The sequence below is a fragment of the Streptacidiphilus sp. MAP12-20 genome (assembly GCF_041262525.1).
Taxonomy (GTDB): Bacteria; Actinomycetota; Actinomycetes; order Streptomycetales; family Streptomycetaceae; genus Streptacidiphilus.
In genome coordinates, this window is sequence record NZ_JBGCCK010000037.1 from 34,386 (window position 1) to 52,769 (window position 18,384).

Consider the following 18,384-nt stretch of genomic DNA (forward strand, 5'->3'; position numbering starts at 1 on the left):
TTGCTGAGGTGGTGGAGCTGCGGGGCTGGGCGGTGCGGGCTCCGGCCCGGCAGCTCCGGTCTCCTTCGGGAGGGCCGTCAGGCGCCGACCCGCGGGGCAGGTGTCGGGAGGGGCGCCTGTCAGCCGGGGCGGGTCAGCCCTGATGGTTGGCGACGCCCTGCTGGGCGGCGTCGAGTGCGGCCTGGGGGCTCTGGCTGCCCGAGAGCGCGGACTGGACGGCGGTCCACAACTGCTGGGAGATGACCGGGTACTTGATGCCGAGCCCGTTGCTGGTGCGGCCCCGCGCCGAGGCGACGGCGGCCACCCACGGCTGGAGGGCCGGGTTCTGCTGGGCCTGCTGGGCCTGGACGGCGCCGGTAGGCGCGACGTAGGACAGGGTGTTGTCCGTGGCGAGCAGGCTGGTGGGGCTGATCAGGCAGTCCACGATCTTCTTCGTGGCCGTGTAGCGGGCGGTGTCCTTCTGCACAGGGACGGTGACGAACTCGCCCCCGGTGGGGGCGGGCGCGGAACCGCCGTTCTGGCCGGGGACGTTGATGATGCCGTAAGGGAAGCCGGCCTTGGCGGCGTTGCCGAGCTGCCAGGTGCCGTTCTCCGCGAATGCGTAGGTGCCGGTCGCGAACTCCTGCCAACTGGTGGTCTGGGTGTTCTGCAGCACGTCGTTCGGGGCCAGCCCCTGGGAGACCCAGTTCTTCCACAGCGTCAGCGCCGACACGCCGTTGGTGTTGTTGAGCTTGGTCAGGTCGCCGCCCGCACCCCAGAACCAGGGCAGGAACTGGAAGCTGCCCTCCTCGGTGCCGATCGCGGAGAAGGTGATGCCCTTCTTCCCGGCGGCCTTGACCTTCCCCAGGGCGGCGGTCAGCGTGGCCCAGTCCTTGATCGAGGACGGGTCCACCCCGGCGGCCTTGAGGACGCTCTTGTTGTAGTACAGGGCAAGTGTGTTCGCGCCGATCGGCACGCCGTAGGACGCGCCGCCCACCACGCCGGCGCCGAGGATGTTCTGCTGGATCGAGGAGGTGTCCAGACCGAGGTCGCTGGTCTTGTTGAGGATGCCCGCCTGAACCAGGGTGGAGACGACGGGATTGTCGACGAGCATGACATCGGGGGTGTTGCCCTGCTGGGCGGCCAGGAGCGCCTTGTTGGCCAGGTCGCTGGTGTCCATGCCGGTGCGCTTGACGGTGACGCCGGCCTGGGTGCCGCAGGCGGCGACGCGCTTGCCCCAGTCGGAGGAGGCATCGAACTGGGGGTAGGGGTCCCAGAACGTGTAGGTACCGCCCTGGGCGGAGGTGCCGGATCCGCTGGAGGCGGTGGTGCCGCCGGAGGAGGAACAGGCCGCGGCGGAAGCGAGCGTGCCGGTGGCGAGCAGAGCAGCGATGAGGGCGCGGCGCAGGTGTCTCATGGTGACCTCGTTGTCGGAGCTGGAAGGGTCTGGAGGGTAGGGGCGAGCCGGGGTTCAGTCGGTGGGCAGCCAGACGCGCATGCCGCCGGTGGTGCGGTTGGCCCAGGCGTAGTAGGGAACCGCGGTCAGCTCCAGGGCGGCGCCCAGGGCCCCCGCGTCGGGTGCGGCGTGCCCCTGGTAAGGCCACCAGGCGACCTGGGGCGGAGTGCGGCGGTAGCCGGCAGCGACGACGGTGGTCACGCCGCCCAGCAGGTCGGGGCGCTCCTTGGCGGTGAGCGGCACGGTGGTGTCGATCACGACATCGTCGAGACCGCCGGGGTGGTCGGCCTGCTCCACGCAGTACACGAGCGGGCCGCCCTCGATGGCGACGCAGCCGCGCACGGCGTCCACCCGCGGGTCGGCGACCACCAGGCGCGGCGCGAGGCTCAGGTCGAGGACGATCCGGTCCCCGGGCGCCCAGACGCGCTCGACGCGCAACCAGCCGTCGTCGACGACGACCTCGGACACGGGGGTGCCGTCAGCGTGCGCGAGTGCGTACTCGGCGCACCACTGCGGCAGCCGCAAGGACAGGGTCCACGGCGCGTCGTCGGGGGTCCGCTCGACCGTGACGGCGATGCGGCCGTTCCACGGATAGTCGGTGTTAACGCTCACATCAATGGCGGAAGCGGCGGCCTCCCCTTGGAACCTGCCCGTGGCGTACTGGTGGATCTGCAGGCCGCGCCCGTCGGTGGAGGCGAGGTAGTGCTCCAGACTGGCGAGCAGTCGCATCACGTTGGGCGGGCAGCAGGCGCACCGGAACCAGCGGGTGCGCCGGGAGGACTGGTCCCCGCCCGCGTCCTGGTATCCGTCGCGGACCTGGAGCGGATTGACGTAGAGCCAGGACTCACCGTCGAGCGACATCCCGGCGAGGAAGCCGTTGAAGAGCGTGCGCTCGATCAGGTCGCTGTAACGGGCCTGGCCGGTGAGCAGAGCCATCCGCCAGCTGAACTGGATCGAGGCGATGGCGGCGCAGGTCTCGCAGTAGGCACGCTCGTTGGGCAGCTCGAAGGGATCGCCGAAATCCTCCTTGTCGTGGTGCGCGCCGACACCGCCGGTCAGGTGGGTCTTGGTCGCGGCCATCGCGTGCCACAGCCGGGCGCTCGCCTGGGCGATCGCCTCCTCGCCGGTCTCGGTGGCCAGGTCGGCGGCCCCGGCCAGCAGGTAGAGCTGGCGCACCGCGTGCCCTTCGACGGTTTCGGCGTCGCGCAGGGGCACCCGGTCCTGGCAGTAGATCTCGCCGCCGTGAGCGCCGTGGCCGTGGCGGTCGACGAAGTAGGCGGCCAGGTCGAGATACCGCTCGTCTCCGGTCTCCCGATACAGCTCGGCGAGTGCGGTCTCGACCTCCGGATGGGCGTCGAAGGTGTCGAGCGGCTTGCCGCTGCCCTCGGGGCCGAACATCGCGTCGATGTGATCGGCGAAGCGTCGGGCGACGTCCAGCAGGCCCTCGCCGCCGGTGGCGCGGTGGTGGGCGACGGCCGCCTGGATCAAGTGGCCGGCGCAGTACAGCTCGTGACCCCAGCGCAGATCGCTGTAGCGCCCCTCGCCCTTGCCGGACTGGAACCAGGTGTTGAGGTAGCCGTCCTCCTGCTGCGCGGCGGCCACCAGGGCGATGATCCGGTCCACCTCCGCGGCCAGAGACGTGGTGTCACCTGCCGCGACGGCGTCCTGGGCGAGCTGCCACGAGGCGGCTTCGAGCCACTTGTAGACGTCGGTGTCCTGGAAGGGGTAGTCACCGACGAAGACGCCTTCGACGGAGCCTGCCGCCAGTCGCAGGTTGTGCAGGTTGCCGGCGGACTCCAGCAGCCGCGGGCCCTGCGGGATGCCGACGCGTGCGTTGATCCGACGGCGCTCGTGCCAGAAACCCGCGGTCACCGTCGGTGCGACCGAGGGGCGCAGCACGGCTCGCGCCTGGGAGCCGAAGCGGACCGGGCCGGTCGCGGAGGTGGCGGGGGACGTGCGGGACATGGAACTCCCCGGTTCAGTGCCTGTGCGGCGTTGCGGCGTTCACATCAGCGCGACCTGCCGAGCAAGTGCGCAATCGTTTTCCTGCCGGAAACGTAGAGTCAACACAGCTGGGGGTCAAGAGTTTCGCAGCGGTGAATTCCGCCCAGCCAGGAACTGGCAAACTGCACTCGGCGGTGGCACCATTCGTCTTGCAAGCGCCAACGAGCAAAGGATTGCGCATGTCGGGCCCGGATCGCACCATCATGAAGACGAGGGCAACGCTCACGGACGTGGCCGCGCTCGCCGGAGTGAGCGTGGGAACCGCCTCCAGGGCACTGAGCGGAACCGGACGGATGCGCGCGGAGACCCGGCAGAGGGTCCTGGACGCCGTCCAGGAACTCGACTTCCGGCCGAACCAGCAGGCGCAGAGCCTGCACACCGGCCGCAGTTGGACGGTCGGCTTGATGACCACCGACGGCATCGGCCGGTTCAGCACGCCAGTCCTGCTCGGCGCGGAGGACGCACTCGGCGCGGGCAAGATCTCCGTACTGCTGTGCGACACCCGCGGCGACGTCATCCGCGAGCTGCACCACCTGCAGAACCTCATGGACCGCCGCGTCGACGGGATCATCGTCACCGGCCGGCGCACCGACCCGCGCCCGCCACTGTCCGGCATTCAGGACGCGGTGCCCGTCGTCTACGTGCTCTCCCCGTCCACCGACCCGGCCGATATCTCCGTCGTCTCCGACGAGGCTCACGGCTGCCGCCTGGCAGTCGAGCACCTGCTGGGTACCGGCCGCAGGCGGATCGCGCACGTCACCGGCCCCGCCCACCACGCCGCAGCTGCGAACCGGGCGCTGTTCACGGAGCAGGTGCTGGCCGAGCACTCCCTGGAACTGTGGGCCGGTCGCGCCCATTTCGGGGACTGGAGCGAGGCCTGGGGTCGGCGGGCGGCCGAGACGGTGCTGCGGATCGCGCCGGACACGGACGCGTTCTTCTGCGGTAACGACCAGATCGCCCGTGGCGTGACCGACACCCTGCGCGAGAGCGGCGTCAACGTCCCCGGCCACGTCGCCGTCGTCGGTTACGACAACTGGGACAGCATGGCCCTGGCCGCACGCCCCCCGCTGACAACCGTCGACGTCGATCTGACCGAGATCGGCCGGATCGCCGCCCTGCGCCTGCTCGAGGCCATCGACAACAGCCCCTCCCCCGGCCTGCACAAGGTGGCTTGCCGCCTCGTCGTCCGCGATTCGGCCTGACTCCGGCGCGCCTGGTGCCGTCGTCGACACCGCAGCGCGCAGCGGCCGGCTCGTCACGGCGACGACTGTTCGTCTCGCGCGTTCACGCGGAACAGTAGCCGTGCTGCTGGGTCACCTCGGGCCGGTGCGGAAGCTCGATGCGCACGCGTCCGGGGGCGACGTGCGCGAGGCGCGCACCGAGGTGGCGCATTAGCCCCTGGCTGTCGAAGCTCGCCTGGATCCGCTTGAGCAACTCGGGACTCGCCTGCTCCTGCTGCGTCTGGTCGTCCGTGTTCCTCCGTCAGTTCTGAGTCGGCCTGTCAGGGTCCGGTCTGGTTGCAGGTGGGCCGGTCATCCGGCCAGGCGCTGCACGAGCAGGAACCCACCGATGGCGATCATCATCACCCCGCTGGCGCGGGTCACCGCGCGAGCAGCCGTCGGCCGGGCTTTCAGCAAGGTACGGGCCAGTACGCCCACCGCGAGATAGACGGCCGCGCAGAGCGCCATGTGCAGCGTGCCGAACACCGCCGTCTGCGCGGCGACCGGCCAGCCCGCTCCCGGGTGGATGAACTGCGGGAAGAGCGAGAAGTACAGGAGCAACGCCTTCGGGTTCAGGCCGCTGACCCCGGCGCCCTTCAGCATGACCTGCCGGCGGGAGGCGGCGATCAGGTTGGTGGAGGTGTGGGGGGCGGCCGGTCGGGCGAGGGCGGTCCAGCCCAGCCAGATCAGGTGGCAGGCCCCCAGTGCGGTCAGCGCGGTGAGCACGCTCGCCGAACTCGCCACGATCACCACCAGGCCCGCCACGGCGAGCACCGTGTATCCGGCGTACCCGGCCACCAGCCCGACGACCGCGGGAAGCACCGACCGGCCCCGCAGCCCCGCCGCGATCGCATAGGCCCAGTCCGCACCTGGCGTGAACACCAGCAGAAGGTCCACGGCCAGGAATGCCGCCAGTGTCCCCATGCCCATGAGTCGACCCTCTTCCCTACACCCGTACACCGCTTATGGGAGGGAAGATTAGGCGCATTCTGTCGAAAAGTGCTTCCATACTTCCCCCATATCTCGGCTGCTCGGGGGAGAATCTCCTTCATGGATGCCATGGACCGGAAGATTCTTGCCGAGCTGCAGCAGGACGGCCGTCTCACCGTCACCGAGCTGGCCGCCCGCGTGCAGCTCAGCGTCTCGCCGTGCCACCGGCGCGTGCGCGACCTGGAGCGCTCAGGCGCGATCCGCGGCTACCGCGCCGTCGTCGACCCGGCCGCCATCGGCCTGAACTTCGAAGCCCTGGTGTTCGCCACCCTGCGCTGGCAAGCCCCTGACACCGTCGCCGAGTTCGAGGAAGCCGTGGCAGCGGTCCCACATGTGATGCAGGCCGAGCGCCTGTTCGGCGAACCCGACTACCTCCTCCGCGTCGCCACCGCAGACCTCGAAGCCTTCCAACAGCTCTACGACCAGCAGCTGGCCCGCCTTCCCGGCGTCCAACGCCTGACCTCCACCCTGGTCATGAAGCACGTCGTCAACAACCGCCCACTACCTGAGTAGCCGACCGCCGTCGGCAAGGCCTGGACGCCGAGTTGTTGGTCGGCAGCACCCGGGCCAAGCTGGGTCTATGGACCCGGGTAGCGCGGGCGGCGAGGACGATCGCGTGCTGGTGGAGTGGGCGTTCCGCCAGGCGTCGTTCTCGATGTCGGTCTTCGACGCCGAGCAGCGGTACGTGCGGCTCAACGACACGGCCTCCGGGGTGATGGGAGTCGGCGAGGAGGTCCTGCGCGGACGGTTCTTCCCCGCAGGCGTACCCGAGGACGTCGACCAGACGGGCACGCTCGAGGCGCTGCGTGACGTGGCCGCGACGGGGAAGCCGGTGCACTACGAGAGCTACACCCGGGCGCCTTCCGGAATCCGTGAGCACGCGTGGAATCTGGAGATGTGGCCGATCCGAGGCCCGGCCGGGGAGGTCCGTGCGGTCGGGATGGCCGCCTTCGACAGCAGTGAGCAGCACTGGGCGAGGCAGCGGCTGGCCGTTCTGGACGAGGCGGCGGTATCGATCGGCACGACCCTGGACCTCGGCCGTACCGCACAGCAGCTCGCCGATCTGGTCGTTCCGCGTTTCGCCGACTTCGCCAGCGTCGACCTGCTGGAGGCGGTCATGCGCGGCGAGGAGCCCACGACCGACCAGCCGGACACGCCGGTCGTGCTGCGCCGGATGGCGCACTGCTCCACCGTGCGGGGAACGCCGGAGGCCGTCATCGAACTCGGTGCCAGCGACACCTACCCCGCCTATTCGCCGCCCGCCCGGGCCTTGAGCTCACGGCAGGCGGTGCTCAGCGCAAGCGGCGACCCGGACTTCGACCGATGGATCGCGAGCGCCCCCGCCAGGGCGGAGAAGATCCTCGGTTTCACGGTGACCTCTCTGCTCGCGGTGCCGCTGATCGCCCGCGGCACCACGCTCGGCGTCGCCATATTGCTGCGTCTGCGGCCGGATCCCTTCAACGAGGACGACTTCAACCTGGCCAAGGAGCTCGCCGGCCGCGCCGCCCTCTGCGTCGACAACGCCCGGCGGTACAGCCGCGAGCGCATCACGGCACTCACGCTCCAGGAGAGCCTCCTGCCGCACGGCCCCTCCCAGCAGTCCGCGGTGGACGTCGCCTGCCGCTACCTGCCGACGGACTCGCAAGCCGGCATCGGCGGGGACTGGTTCGACATCATCCCGCTCTCCGGTGCCCGGGTCGCCCTCGTCGTCGGCGACGTCGTCGGCCACGGCATTCACGCCTCCGCCCACATGGGCAGACTCCGCACCGCTGTCCAGACGCTCGCCGACGTGGACCTGCCGCCGGACGAACTCCTGGCCCACCTGGACGACCTCGTGCTGCGGCTCGGCGCAGACGCGGACAACGGTGAGCAGGCCGGCAGCGGCGAGACGAGCGCGAGCTGCTTGTACGCGGTCTACGACCCGGTGTCCCGGAAGCTGACGGTCTCGAGTGCCGGGCATCCGCCACCCGTCCTGGTACTGCCGGACGGCACCACCAGCGTCATCGAGGTCACGCCCGGACCAGTACTGGGCGTGGGAGGCCTGCCGTTCGAGGCCACCGAGCTCGAGGTGCCCGAGGGCAGTCTCATCGCGCTCTTCTCGGACGGTCTGGTCGAGGCCACGGATCACGACCCGGACCTCGGCTACGCCCGGCTGCGCCGCGTACTCGCCGATCCGCAGGCCTCCCTCGAGACCCATTGCGATCAGATACTCACCGCCTTGTTGCCGGCGCACCCCGCGGACGACGTCGCCCTGGTACTGGCGCGCACCACGGCGCTGGACGCCGATCACGTCCGCACCTGGGACCTGGCCGCCGACTTCGCAGGCGTCGCGGCGGCCCGTCGGCAGGCACTCGCCCAGCTGGACGCCTGGGGCCTGGCCGAGATCGGCTTCGTGACCGAACTGGTCGTCAGCGAGCTGGTCACCAACGCGATTCGCTACGGCGCCGAGCCGATCCAGCTCCGGCTCATCCACGACCACGCGCTCATCTGCGAGGTGTCGGACGGCAACCCCACCTCCCCGCACATGCGCCGCGCCCGGATGTTCGACGAGGGCGGCCGCGGCCTGCTCCTGGTGGCCCAGCTCACCACCCGCTGGGGCACCCGCCACACTCCGGCCGGCAAGACGATCTGGACCGAGCAGAGCCTCCACCAGTGATCGGCCGACTCAGTGGGCTCGCAGACATGAGGATGTCGTGGAAGGCACCGAACCCGATCAGGCGACAGAGGTTCCGATCAGGCGGCCCACCCCGTAGGTGACGCCGGCGGCCAGCACGCCGACCAGCACCTGCCGGAAGCCCGAGCGCCACACGGAACGCCCGTTGAGCGCGCCGATCCCGGCGCCCACGGCGAACATCGCGAGCACGGCCAGGCCCATGGCGGTCAGCAGGGCCGCGGTGCCTGCGCCGAGCAGGTACGGCAGCACCACGACGAAGGCGCCGAGCGCGAACGCCAGCAGGCTGGAGCCCGCCGCCGACCACGGTGATCCCAGCGCGTCCGGGTCGAGGCCGAGTTCCTCCCGCGCGAGCGTGTCCAGCGCCACGGTCCGGTCGGCCATCACCCGTTGTGCGACGCCTACCGCCTCGGCCCGCCCGAGGCCCTTGGCCCGGTACAGCAGCACGAGTTCGGCCTGCTCCTCCTCCGGGTTCTCCTCGAGCTCCCGGGCCTCGAGCGAGATCTCCCGCTCGTACATCTCGCGCTGGCTCGACATCGACACGAACTCGCCCGCCGCCATCGAGAACGAACCGGCGAGTAGTCCCGCGATGCCGGCCAGCAGGACCGCAGCGTGCGAGGCGCCGGACCCGGCGAAGCCCATGACCAGGGCGGTGTTGGAGACCAGGCCGTCGCTGACCCCGAACACCCCGGCCCGCAGCGCCCCGGAGCGGTCGCCGCGGTGCCAGCCTTCGCGGTGGGCGATCTGCTCGCGCGGATCGGGTTTACCGCCCTCCGTGAGCTTGGCCAGGGTGCGGGCGTGCCCGCGCTCGTCCGCGGCCATGCCCGGCGCGGCGTCCGGGTCGCGGTCGTAGACACCGGCGTCGGAGCGCTCGGCGCGCTCGATCATCGGCAGGACCGTCTGCGTCGACAGCCGCCGCGCGACCGCGCTCAGGAGTCTGGTGCGCAGGCTTGGCCGCCCGGGCGGCGGCACCTCGGCCCCGGCGTCGCGGAGCTTGGTCTCCCAGTGGGCCGCGTGCCGGTGCTCGATGGCGGCGAGCTCCTCGAATATCCTGCGCCGCTCGCCCGAGTCGGCCGCGGCGAGCCGCGAGTACAGCGCCTCGGCGTCCCGCTCGCTCGCGAGCAGGTCCCGCCAGTGGCGGCGCCGATCGGTGTCGGATTCACCAGCCATGTTCTTCTCCACTCATCTCCAGCTCCGAGCCGATGCTCGGGTGCGTTCGTTCCGCCGCCCGTCCCCTCCCCGTGGTCAACCGTCACCTAGCGAGCGAGGCCGCGCATCGCCGCGTCCACGATCGCGTCCGCCGCCTCGTCGGCCAGCGGGGCATGTCCGGCCATCAGGCGGTACATCGCCGGGCCGAAGATCAGGTCCAGGCCCACCTCGGGATCCACGTCCGCCGGCAGTTCGCCGCGGGCGACCCCGCGCTTCCAGATCGGCGCGACCAGGGTCCGACGCTCGGCGACCAGGTGGTCACGCAGCTCGGCGGCGACCGCCGGATCGCTCTGCGCCTCCGCCACCAGTTGCGCGAAGACGCGTCCGCTGGCACCGGAGTAGAAACGCATCAGTCCGCGCAGCGTCTGCCGGAAATCCTCGCGCGCCGAGCCGGTGTCCGGCGCGGGCGCCATGGCCGCCATCTCGGACAGGAACGCGTCCACCGCGACCGCGTACTTGCTCGGCCACCACTTGTAGATCGTCGCCTTGCTGACACCGCTGCGCGCCGCGATCCGGTCCGCCGTCGCCGCCCGCAAACCGACCTCGCCCAGCAGCTCCGAAGCGGCCTGCAGCACCGCCTGACGCGCGCGCTCACTGCGGGGCCTGCCGGGGCGGCGCGGCGCCGCCTGCTCCGTCGCCTCCGGTGCCGCTTCGGATGCTGCTGGCGTGCTGGGGGTCTGCCCTGGGGTGCTCACCGCTCCACAATACTGAACTCTTGGTTCGGAAACAATACTGTACTCTCGGTTTAGAAACGCGCCTCGCTCCACCGGCGCTTCCCGATGAAGGACCCTTCATGACCACACCCCTGCTCGCCCTTGCCCTGGGCGCCTTCGCAATCGGAACCGGCGAGTTCGTCATCATGGGCCTGCTGCCCAACGTCGCGACCGACCTCGGCGTGACCATCCCGCAGGCCGGCCACCTGATCTCCGCCTACGCCCTCGGGGTCGTCGTCGGAGCGCCGCTGCTGATCGCGCTCTCCGTCCGACTGCGACGCAAGACCGTGCTGATCGCGCTGATGGCCGCCTTCGCCGTGGGCAACATCCTCTCCGCCCTGGCCCCCGGCTACGGCTGGCTGATGGCAGCCCGATTCATAGCCGGGCTTCCGCACGGCGCGTTCTTCGGCGTCGGGGCCGTCGTCGCCGGCGGACTGGTCGAGCCATCCCGCCGCACCAAGGCCATCGCCACCATGTTCACCGGGCTGACCCTCTCCAACGTCGTGGGCGTCCCGCTCGCCACACTGCTCGGCCAGCACCTGGGCTGGCGCCCGGTGTTCGCGGTCGACGGGAGCCTCGGCGCGCTCGCCGCGATCAGCGTGTCGCTCGCGGTTCCCGCCCAGGCGAAGGCGTCGACCGAGGCGATTCGACTGCGCGGCGAGCTGCGCGCGTTCCGCAGCACTCAGGTCTGGCTCGCGCTGGGCGTGGCGATGCTCGGCGGCGGCGGCCTGTTCGCCACCTTCAGCTACATCGCCCCGATGATGACGAACGTGGCCGGGTACGCGCCCTCCAGCGTCACCTTGATCCTTGTCCTGTTCGGACTGGGCATGACCGCAGGCAACCTCCTCGGCGCACGCCTGGCCGACAGAGCGCTCATGCCGACCCTCTACGGAGCGCTCGCGCTCCAGGCGGGCGCCGCCGCACTGTTCATCATCACCGCACATGGCAAGGTGGCCGCGGCAGTCACCGTCTTCCTGTTCGCCGCCGCGAGTTTCGCCGTCGTCCCGGCCCTGCAGAGCCGCATCGTGGCCGAGGCCGGCAACGCCCCGAATGTCGCTTCGGGCGCCAACCAGGCCGCGTTCAACATCGCCAACGCCCTCGGCGCATGGCTCGGCGGCCTCGCACTCTCCGCCGGCCTCGGCTACACCGCACCCAACGCCGTCGCCACCTGCCTCGCCCTCGCCGGGCTGTCCATCGCGGTCTCCTCGGGCCTCCTGGAGCACCGCACCCGCGCTCGGGCGCTGCCGCCGACTGACGCTGCACCAACCGCGTCGACGGATCTCGGCGCGCCCGCGAGGTGAGCCCGCGGCGTTCTGACGGCGACTTGAGGGCCCGGAGGGGCCTTAGGCACGGCCCCGGTCTCTTCCTCGCCGCCTGCCTCCGCCTGGTCATCAGGCCAGTCGGCGGGAGGCCAGGAGCTCGGCCACCGCTGGCGGTGGGCCGGGCAGCCGGGTCCCACGGGCAGCGTCAACTGCCGAAGCGGTCGGGGCTGTCCCGGCGATCGCGTCCCAGCAGCTTCGCGGCGCAGTAGATCAGCGCAGCGAACGCCGCGTCGGACAACAGCATCAGGCCGATCGCGAAGGAGCTGGTGATGCCGTAGACGGCGCCCATCACCAGCGGGGGGAAGTAGCCCCCAAGGCCGCCGGCGGCACCGACCAGGCCGGTGACGGTGCCCACCCTCTCCTTCGGGGTGACGATCGCGACCAGGGCGAACACCGCTCCGCAGGCCAGGCCGATGCTCGCGGCCATGACCAGGAAAGCGACGGTCGACCAGGGGTTCAACGGGGGCTGAAAGGCCTGCCAGACAGCGGTGAAGCCAACCGTTCCGAACGAGCCCACCAGTACCTTCGCCGGTCCGATCCGGTCCGAGAGGGTTCCGCCGAGCGGCCGGAACAGCACGGCGACCAGGGTGAAGCCCGCAGCGCGGGTCGAAGCGCCGTCCTGGGAGAGGTGATAGGCCTCCTTGAGGTACGTCGGGAGGTAGACGCCCATCGCGACGAACGCGCCGAAGCAGACCGCGTAGAGCAGCGCCATGGGCAGCGTCGACGGATCCTTCAGCGCCTGCTTGAAGCGCGCGCCGAACAGGTGCTCGGGAATCTGCCGCCCCGGCGCGTCCCGGGCGAGCAGCAGCGCCACCACCCCGTAGACCGCCAGGACGACCGCCACCACGTAGAACATGGTGTTGGTGTTGTCGTACCAGCGCAGGAACCGGGCGGTGAAGAAGGAGGCGATGGCGGTGCCGCCGGTGCCGATGCCGAAGATTCCGATCGCCATGCCGCGCCGCGCGGGCGGGAACCAGGAGTTGACGTACGGCACGCCCGCGGCGAAGAAGCTGCCGGCAACGCCGAGGAAGAACCCCACCAGGAGCAGCAGCCCGAAGCCGTGGACCACGCTGAGGCCCAGCACCGGCAGGACGGTGGCGAAGCTGATCGCCGGGACCATCAGCCTGGCCCCGTACTTGTCGGTCAGCGCCCCCACCGGGATCCGCCCGAGCGACCCGACCAGGACCGGGACCGCGACCAGGAACGACTGCTGGAACGAGTTCAGACCCAACTGCTGCTTGTAGGTCGGCCCGAGAGGGCTGATCAGTCCCCAGGCCCAGAAGTTGACAGCCATACCGACCGTGGCGAGAGCGAGGTTGATCCAGGCGGCCGCAGGGATGGCCGCCGCTGCGGAATCGGGTGCCTTGACGCCCGCGCCGCTGTCGGTATCGGTGTCGGTCCCGGTCATGACCCTGTTCCTCCATGGGCGGCCTCATGGCTCACGGATCAACGGTATGGGGATTCATCCGTCGACCATGGTCTGCGTCATCCCTGGATTGCTCCACACGGGAACAATCGGAACCGATCGGCCCAGCGCGTACCGTCCTCGCGGGTCGGAGACAGCAGCATGCGGGCGGGCTTCAAGTCCCTGGTTCGTCAGACTTTTGCGCCCGACGGCGGACCCGTTGCGACCTGATGCGGTGAATCCCGGGCGGGCCCCGAGGGCATCGACCGACGCGCGCACGGTCTCCGGCAGGCTGCTGACTGACATTCATCTGCGGCGCCGCTCGCGGCAGCCGACCCTCAGCAGCACTGGAGACCCATGCGGCCCCGTCATACGCGCCCGCTCCGCACAGTGGCGGCCACCACCCTGTCCACCCTCGCGCTCGTCCCCTCTTTACCGGGACGCAGCCCTTCGGGGCGCGGGCGTCAAGCGCATCGTCGCCTCTCCATTTCTTCCTCCCCACGGGCAACCTTTCGGTCCACCTGCGGCAACAAGGGAGCGGATCAGGTTCGTTCGTCACGAAGGACTGAGAAATGAAGGCAACTCGCCAGGCCGCACGGCACCGTCGCAGCAGGCTCGGGCTCATGGTGGGGACGCCGGTGGCGCTCATCGCCGCCGGCGGGCTCGTCTACGGCACCGCGTCCGGCGCGACCAACGGCGGCGCGCCCGTCCAGGCGCCCGCGGCGGTCCCCCACGCGCCGTCGAGCGTCGTGCCGGCGGTGGCCGCCATGCAGCCCGGCTGGAACCTGGGGAACAGCCTCGACGCCATCCCGGCCGAGACCTCGTGGGGCAATCCGGTGGTCGCCAAGGCCCAGCTGGACGCGATACGCGCGCAGGGCTTCCGCAGCATCCGCATCCCGGTCACCTGGAGCGGCCACCAGGGCTCCGGTCCCGGCTACACGATCGACCCGGCCTACGTCGCCCGGATCAAGCAGGTGGTGAACTGGGCGCTGGCGGACGGCTTCTACGTGGTGCTCAACGTCCACCACGACTCCTGGCAGTGGATCGCCGGCATGCCCGCCGACCACGACGGGGTCCTGGCCCGCTACGACGCCACCTGGACGCAGCTCGCCCACGCGTTCCGCGACGAGTCCGACCACCTGGTCTTCGAGAGCGTCAACGAGCCCACCTTCACCGGTGCGACGGACGCCCAGAAGGCCGCTCTGCTGGGCGAGCTGAACACCTCCTTCCACCGGATCGTGCGCGGGTCGGGCGGCGCGAACGCGACGCGCTTCCTGGTCCTGCCCACCATCGGCGACACGCCGGACCAGTCGCTGATGAACGACCTGGCGGCCACCATCGCGTCGCTGCACGACAACCGGATCATCGCCAGCCTGCACTACTACGGCTACTGGCCGTTCAGCTCCGACAACGCCGGCGTGGTCACGTTCGACACCGCGAGCCTGCGGGACATGACCACCGTCTTCGGACGCATGCACAACACGTTCGTCGCCAAGGGCATCCCCGTCATCCTCGGCGAGTACGGGCTGCTCAGCTACCCGGACTTCAACCACCCGGGCACCGTCGAGCGCGGCGAGGCGGTGAAGTACTTCGAGGAGATCGGCCACCAGGAGCGGATCAACGGGATCACCGGCTTCCTGTGGGACAACGGCGCCTACCTGGACCGCGCCACCCTGCGGTGGCGGGACCCGGGTCTGTTCGCGGAGATCAAGGCCGGCTGGACGACCCGCTCGGGCACCGCCTCCAGCGACCAGGTCTTCGTCCCGACGTCGGGGCCGGTCACCGCCCGCTCCCTGGTCCTCAACCCGAACGGCACGACCTTCCGCGGCCTGTTCCAGGGCCGCAGCGCGCTGGTCCGGGGCCGGGACTACACGCTCTCCGGCAACCGCCTCACCCTCACCCCGGCCCTGCTCACCCGGCTGACGGCACACCACGGCTACGGCGTCGCCGCGACGCTGTCGGCCCGGTTCTCGGCGGGGGCGCCGTGGCCGATCAGCGTCGTCTCCTCCGCGACCCCGCTCGCGTTCGGCGCGACCGGAAGCACGAGCGGCCTCACCATCCCGGCGCAGTTCCGCGGTGACGTGCTGGCGACGGTGGAGGCCCGTTACGGCGACGGCAGCAACGCCGGGCCGAACAGCTGGACGGCGTTCCAGGCCTTCGACACCGACTTCGTCCCCGACTACGCGCACAACACCCTCACCCTCACCCCCGACTTCTTCAAGGGGATCAAGCAGGGCTCGCAGGTCACGCTCACGGTCCGGTTCTGGAGCGGCGCGGCCGTCACCTACCACCTGACGGCGTGGGGCACCTCCATCACCGGCACCGCGTCCTGACGCACCGCCGGCCCTGTGCGCGGCGACGCACAGGGCCGGCGGACATGCGGCTGTTCAGTTCCCGGCGCCAGCCCCCCGGGAAGGTGAGCCGGTACGTACGACCCGGAGCGAGGCGTCGAGGGCTGATCCCCGGGCCGACGACCGGCTGCCTCCTGCCCGCCGTTCCGCCCGTCGAAAGGTCCGCGCGGGTCGGCAACCTTTCCGCCCGCGGCGGCAACAGAGAGGTGGAACACCGACTCGACCGGACCGACCGAACGGATGGGCATGAGGGGAACGAGGCGCGCAGCGCCGCAGTCACGGCGCAGGCGCGAGCGGGGACGCGGGTTGATCACAGGCATTCCGGCGGCGCTGCTTGCCGTCGGGGTGCTGGCGTGCCTGGCGGTCGCGTTCCTGCCGGGCGCAGGCCCGGCTGCCGGGCGGGCCGTCGCGGCGGCCCAGGCAGGCGCCGCGCCCGGCGCCGGACCGGTGACCGCGTCCGGCACCGCCGGGTCCGCGAGCGCGGCGGCGCGGCCGTCCCGCGCCGGCACGGCGTCCGCGTCCGCGTCGCGGTCGGCGCCGACCGGCGGCGCGGCGCCTTCCGGCTCAGCGGTGGCGCCGCTGGCCGGACGGATCAAGCCCTCCGTCACCTACCACGGCGTCGCGACCGCGTACGCCGCCGCGGACGGCAACGGCGCGTGCCTGTTCGGACCGTCCAGTGACCTCATGGTCGCGGCGATGAACTACACCGACTACGAGTCGTCCAAGGCGTGCGGCGACTACGTGCTCGTGCGCGCCGCCAACGGCGCCTCCCTGACGGTGCGGATCGTCAACGAGTGCCCCCTGCCCTGCGCGCCCGGCCAACTCGACCTGAGTCAGCAGGCTTTCGCACGGCTCGCCAACCTCTCGGTCGGCCGCCTTCCGATCACCTGGACGCTGCTGAGCCCCGCCTCCCTCGGGCCGCTCTCCCTCCGGTACCAGACCGGCTCCACCCGCTGGTGGTGCGGGATCCAGGTGATCGGACACCGGAATCCGGTCGCGCTGCTGGAGGTCCGGACGGCGGGCGGCTGGCGCCGGCTCCCGCGCACCGACTACAACTACTTCGTCTCCAGCGACGGCAGCGGCTGCGGCGGGCCGATCAGGATCACCGACATCTACGGTCAGCAGCTGACCGTCGGCGGGATCGCGCTACGGCCGAACGTCGCCCAACCGACCGGTGTCCAGTTCGCCCGGCATTAACCGTGCGGCCATCCAGCCGCCTGGACCCGTTGACGACCGCTGTTACCCTCATGCGTTGTTAACGCGCACAGGCAAGAAAGGGCGACCGAGGGAGATGCTCCCCGACGACGCGTCCGTAGAGTTCCACGACTTCTTCGAACGCCACTACGCCGAACTGGCGCGCTTCGCCCACCTCCTGACCGGGGAGGCGGACGCGGCCGACGACCTGGCCGCCGATGCCCTGGTCGCGCTCTGGCAGAGCTGGGAGCGGCTCCGCGCGGCCGAGCACCCGCGTGCCTATGCGCGCGGCGTGGTGGCCAACATGGCACGCGAACGACTCCGGAGCACGGTCCGGGAGCGCCGCCGGATCACGCTGTTCTGGTCCCGCGTCCCGGAGCGGACGGAAGGACCCGACGTGGCCGCCGTGCTGGACGTGCGCACCGCACTGACCCGGCTGCCGTTCCGCAGACGGGCGTGCGTGGTGCTGCGCCATGCCTTCGACCTGTCGGAGAAGGACACAGCGGTGGCCCTGGGCATATCGGTCGGTACGGTGAAGAGCCAGACCTCGAGGGGCCTGGCCGAGCTGGAACGCGTACTCGGCGTACGATCCGCCGAGGTCTTGGTGGCAGGAAGGAGGATTCAGTGAGCGAGGAGATCACCCGGCGGCTGCGCGAGTCCGCCCAGGCCTACCAGCCCGACCGCGCGAGGATGCTCGCCCGCGCGGAACGTGGCCTGGCCGGTCCGCCCGTCCGTCACCGCACCCGCTCGTTCACGAGGTCAGGCCCCAGAACTGTCCTCGCCGGTCTTGCCACGGCCGGCCTCCTGGCGACCGGCGGCTTCGCGGTCGCCGACATCGTGCGCGGCCCGTCGCCGTCGACCACCGTCACCACGCCCACCACATCACCGTCGGCCACTCCCCGTCCGACACCGTCGGATTCCGCCACCGCCCCCGGCTCGTCGCCGACCGCCGCCACGGGCAGCCCACACTCGGCTCCGCCCACCGGCGTACGGCCTCAGGCCGGGCCGCTGTGGTCGGCAGGCTCGGTGGACCCGCACAGCACCGTCTACTGGTCGCAGAGCGACCTCGTCCTGAGGACCGCTCAACCGCTCACCTCGCTCACCCTGGAGCTGCGCGTCGCGCAGACCGGCGGCGTGCAGAGCACGGGCAGTTGGCGCACCCTGCCGGTCGACGACTTCACCGCCACCGTGCGGGAGGTCGGCGGCGCGCTGGTCTACCGCTGGGTCCTCAAGCCCGGCCTGACCGTGCCGGCCGGACAGTACGAGTTCGCGGCCCAGTTCAACCACTCCATGGGCGTGCGCGACGCAGGCGGCGACAGCTACCGGGTCGACGCACGGACCCCGGCCAACTCCCCGGTGGCGGTCGGGGGTGGGTTCCTTCCGGCGCGGTAGGGCTCAGCCGGACTGGACCGCCGCGCCTTGTTCCCGCCACAGCCCGCTGCGCAGTCACCCACGGCAAGTCAGTCGACGCGACGTACCGTCCAGAGCTGGTCGGAGGTGTCGAGTTCGGTCCAGGAGACGGCCTTGGCAAGGTCGTTGGAGAAGCCCTGGGCGATGCTGACGAAGCGGCCGGTGGCGACGTTCTTGATCAGGTACTGGTTGCCGTGCGGGACCAGGGTCCAGACCTGGTTGTTGTCGCCGCCGGTGGCGCTGGTCTGGGTGATCGCCTCGCCGGAGGCGGGGTAGGTGTCGGTGAGGGCGAGCCTGCTCAGCCCCTCCGCGAGCCGGGCGAGATCGGAAAGTTCGGGAGCTGCAGAGCGCGGCTTCGCCCTAGCTGTATTGATCCGCAGCGTTGTTGACTCGGCTGATGGGGGTTTGGCCTCCGAGTGCGGTGTGGCAGCGATGGTAGTTGTAGCGGTGGAGGAAGCCG

At 71.0% G+C, this 18,384-nt stretch carries 15 protein-coding genes; 8 read left to right on the forward strand and 7 right to left on the reverse strand.

Annotated elements, in window-relative coordinates; all coding sequences use genetic code 11:
• Window positions 1-133: 133 nt before the first annotated feature.
• Window positions 134-1,396, reverse strand: coding sequence for an extracellular solute-binding protein (locus tag ABIA32_RS32115; protein ID WP_370103152.1), 1,263 nt, complete (start codon window positions 1,394-1,396; stop codon window positions 134-136).
• 54 nt (window positions 1,397-1,450) lie between these two features.
• Window positions 1,451-3,400: a glycoside hydrolase family 127 protein gene (locus ABIA32_RS32120; protein WP_370103154.1), complete on the reverse strand. Its 1,950-nt coding sequence runs from the start codon at window positions 3,398-3,400 to the stop codon at window positions 1,451-1,453.
• A gap of 218 nt (window positions 3,401-3,618) precedes the next feature.
• Here ABIA32_RS32120 and ABIA32_RS32125 point away from each other — a divergent pair, with 218 nt between their 5' ends.
• Window positions 3,619-4,641, forward strand: a complete 1,023-nt coding sequence (locus tag ABIA32_RS32125; RefSeq protein WP_370103156.1) for a LacI family DNA-binding transcriptional regulator — start codon at window positions 3,619-3,621, stop codon at window positions 4,639-4,641.
• A gap of 330 nt (window positions 4,642-4,971) precedes the next feature.
• Here the strand turns inward: ABIA32_RS32125 and ABIA32_RS32130 are convergent, their stop codons facing one another.
• Window positions 4,972-5,589, reverse strand: coding sequence for a LysE family translocator (locus ABIA32_RS32130; RefSeq protein WP_370103158.1), 618 nt, complete (start codon window positions 5,587-5,589; stop codon window positions 4,972-4,974).
• A 120-nt stretch (window positions 5,590-5,709) separates the two neighbouring features.
• Between ABIA32_RS32130 and ABIA32_RS32135 the strand changes: the two genes are divergently transcribed.
• Both ABIA32_RS32135 and ABIA32_RS32140 read left to right on the forward strand, forming a co-directional pair.
• Window positions 5,710-6,162 (forward strand): Lrp/AsnC family transcriptional regulator, encoded by a 453-nt coding sequence (locus tag ABIA32_RS32135; protein WP_370103160.1) that lies wholly within the window; start codon window positions 5,710-5,712, stop codon window positions 6,160-6,162.
• A 67-nt stretch (window positions 6,163-6,229) separates the two neighbouring features.
• Window positions 6,230-8,305 carry a SpoIIE family protein phosphatase gene (locus ABIA32_RS32140; RefSeq protein WP_370103162.1) on the forward strand — a complete coding sequence of 692 codons (2,076 nt, stop codon included), beginning with the start codon at window positions 6,230-6,232 and terminating at the stop codon, window positions 8,303-8,305.
• Between the two features lie 57 nt (window positions 8,306-8,362).
• Here the strand turns inward: ABIA32_RS32140 and ABIA32_RS32145 are convergent, their stop codons facing one another.
• Together ABIA32_RS32145 and ABIA32_RS32150 are read right to left on the reverse strand one after the other, a co-directional pair.
• Window positions 8,363-9,490, reverse strand: a complete 1,128-nt coding sequence (locus ABIA32_RS32145) for a VIT1/CCC1 transporter family protein (RefSeq protein WP_370103164.1) — start codon at window positions 9,488-9,490, stop codon at window positions 8,363-8,365.
• An 86-nt stretch (window positions 9,491-9,576) separates the two neighbouring features.
• Window positions 9,577-10,224 (reverse strand): TetR/AcrR family transcriptional regulator, encoded by a 648-nt coding sequence (locus ABIA32_RS32150; protein WP_370103166.1) that lies wholly within the window; start codon window positions 10,222-10,224, stop codon window positions 9,577-9,579.
• 98 nt (window positions 10,225-10,322) lie between these two features.
• Between ABIA32_RS32150 and ABIA32_RS32155 the strand changes: the two genes are divergently transcribed.
• Entirely contained in the window at window positions 10,323-11,543 is a 1,221-nt protein-coding gene (locus ABIA32_RS32155) for an MFS transporter (RefSeq protein ID WP_370103168.1), read from the forward strand.
• A gap of 166 nt (window positions 11,544-11,709) precedes the next feature.
• On the opposite strand, the gene ABIA32_RS32160 is transcribed toward ABIA32_RS32155, so the two are convergent.
• On the reverse strand, window positions 11,710-12,972 hold the full coding sequence (locus ABIA32_RS32160; protein ID WP_370103170.1) for a nitrate/nitrite transporter: 1,263 nt from the start codon (window positions 12,970-12,972) through the stop codon (window positions 11,710-11,712).
• 569 nt (window positions 12,973-13,541) lie between these two features.
• On the opposite strand from ABIA32_RS32160, the gene ABIA32_RS32165 reads away from it, so the two are divergent.
• From ABIA32_RS32165 to ABIA32_RS32180, 4 genes are all read left to right on the forward strand, one after another.
• Window positions 13,542-15,302: a cellulase family glycosylhydrolase gene (locus ABIA32_RS32165; protein ID WP_370103172.1), complete on the forward strand. Its 1,761-nt coding sequence runs from the start codon at window positions 13,542-13,544 to the stop codon at window positions 15,300-15,302.
• Window positions 15,303-15,626: 324 nt separating this feature from the next.
• A complete protein-coding gene (locus tag ABIA32_RS32170) occupies window positions 15,627-16,517 on the forward strand; it encodes an expansin EXLX1 family cellulose-binding protein (RefSeq protein WP_370103174.1) in 891 nt (296 codons plus the stop codon).
• Window positions 16,518-16,611: 94 nt separating this feature from the next.
• Window positions 16,612-17,142: a SigE family RNA polymerase sigma factor gene (locus ABIA32_RS32175; protein WP_370103176.1), complete on the forward strand. Its 531-nt coding sequence runs from the start codon at window positions 16,612-16,614 to the stop codon at window positions 17,140-17,142.
• Entirely contained in the window at window positions 17,139-17,906 is a 768-nt protein-coding gene (locus ABIA32_RS32180; RefSeq protein WP_370103178.1) for a hypothetical protein, read from the forward strand. The genes ABIA32_RS32175 and ABIA32_RS32180 overlap by 4 nt, the downstream gene beginning before the upstream one ends.
• Before the next feature lie 68 nt (window positions 17,907-17,974).
• On the opposite strand, the gene ABIA32_RS32185 is transcribed toward ABIA32_RS32180, so the two are convergent.
• A complete protein-coding gene (locus ABIA32_RS32185; RefSeq protein WP_370103181.1) occupies window positions 17,975-18,304 on the reverse strand; it encodes an RICIN domain-containing protein in 330 nt (109 codons plus the stop codon).
• Window positions 18,305-18,384 lie beyond the last annotated feature (80 nt).

Coding starts and splice junctions, on each gene's coding strand:
- ABIA32_RS32115 (WP_370103152.1), bottom strand. CDS start 1,396: ATGAGACACCTGCGCCGCGCCCTCATCGCTGCTCTGCTCGCCACCGGC.
- ABIA32_RS32120 (WP_370103154.1), bottom strand. CDS start 3,400: ATGTCCCGCACGTCCCCCGCCACCTCCGCGACCGGCCCGGTCCGCTTC.
- ABIA32_RS32125 (WP_370103156.1), top strand. CDS start 3,619: ATGTCGGGCCCGGATCGCACCATCATGAAGACGAGGGCAACGCTCACG.
- ABIA32_RS32130 (WP_370103158.1), bottom strand. CDS start 5,589: ATGGGCATGGGGACACTGGCGGCATTCCTGGCCGTGGACCTTCTGCTG.
- ABIA32_RS32135 (WP_370103160.1), top strand. CDS start 5,710: ATGGATGCCATGGACCGGAAGATTCTTGCCGAGCTGCAGCAGGACGGC.
- ABIA32_RS32140 (WP_370103162.1), top strand. CDS start 6,230: ATGGACCCGGGTAGCGCGGGCGGCGAGGACGATCGCGTGCTGGTGGAG.
- ABIA32_RS32145 (WP_370103164.1), bottom strand. CDS start 9,490: ATGGCTGGTGAATCCGACACCGATCGGCGCCGCCACTGGCGGGACCTG.
- ABIA32_RS32155 (WP_370103168.1), top strand. CDS start 10,323: ATGACCACACCCCTGCTCGCCCTTGCCCTGGGCGCCTTCGCAATCGGA.
- ABIA32_RS32160 (WP_370103170.1), bottom strand. CDS start 12,972: ATGACCGGGACCGACACCGATACCGACAGCGGCGCGGGCGTCAAGGCA.
- ABIA32_RS32165 (WP_370103172.1), top strand. CDS start 13,542: ATGAAGGCAACTCGCCAGGCCGCACGGCACCGTCGCAGCAGGCTCGGG.
- ABIA32_RS32175 (WP_370103176.1), top strand. CDS start 16,612: ATGCTCCCCGACGACGCGTCCGTAGAGTTCCACGACTTCTTCGAACGC.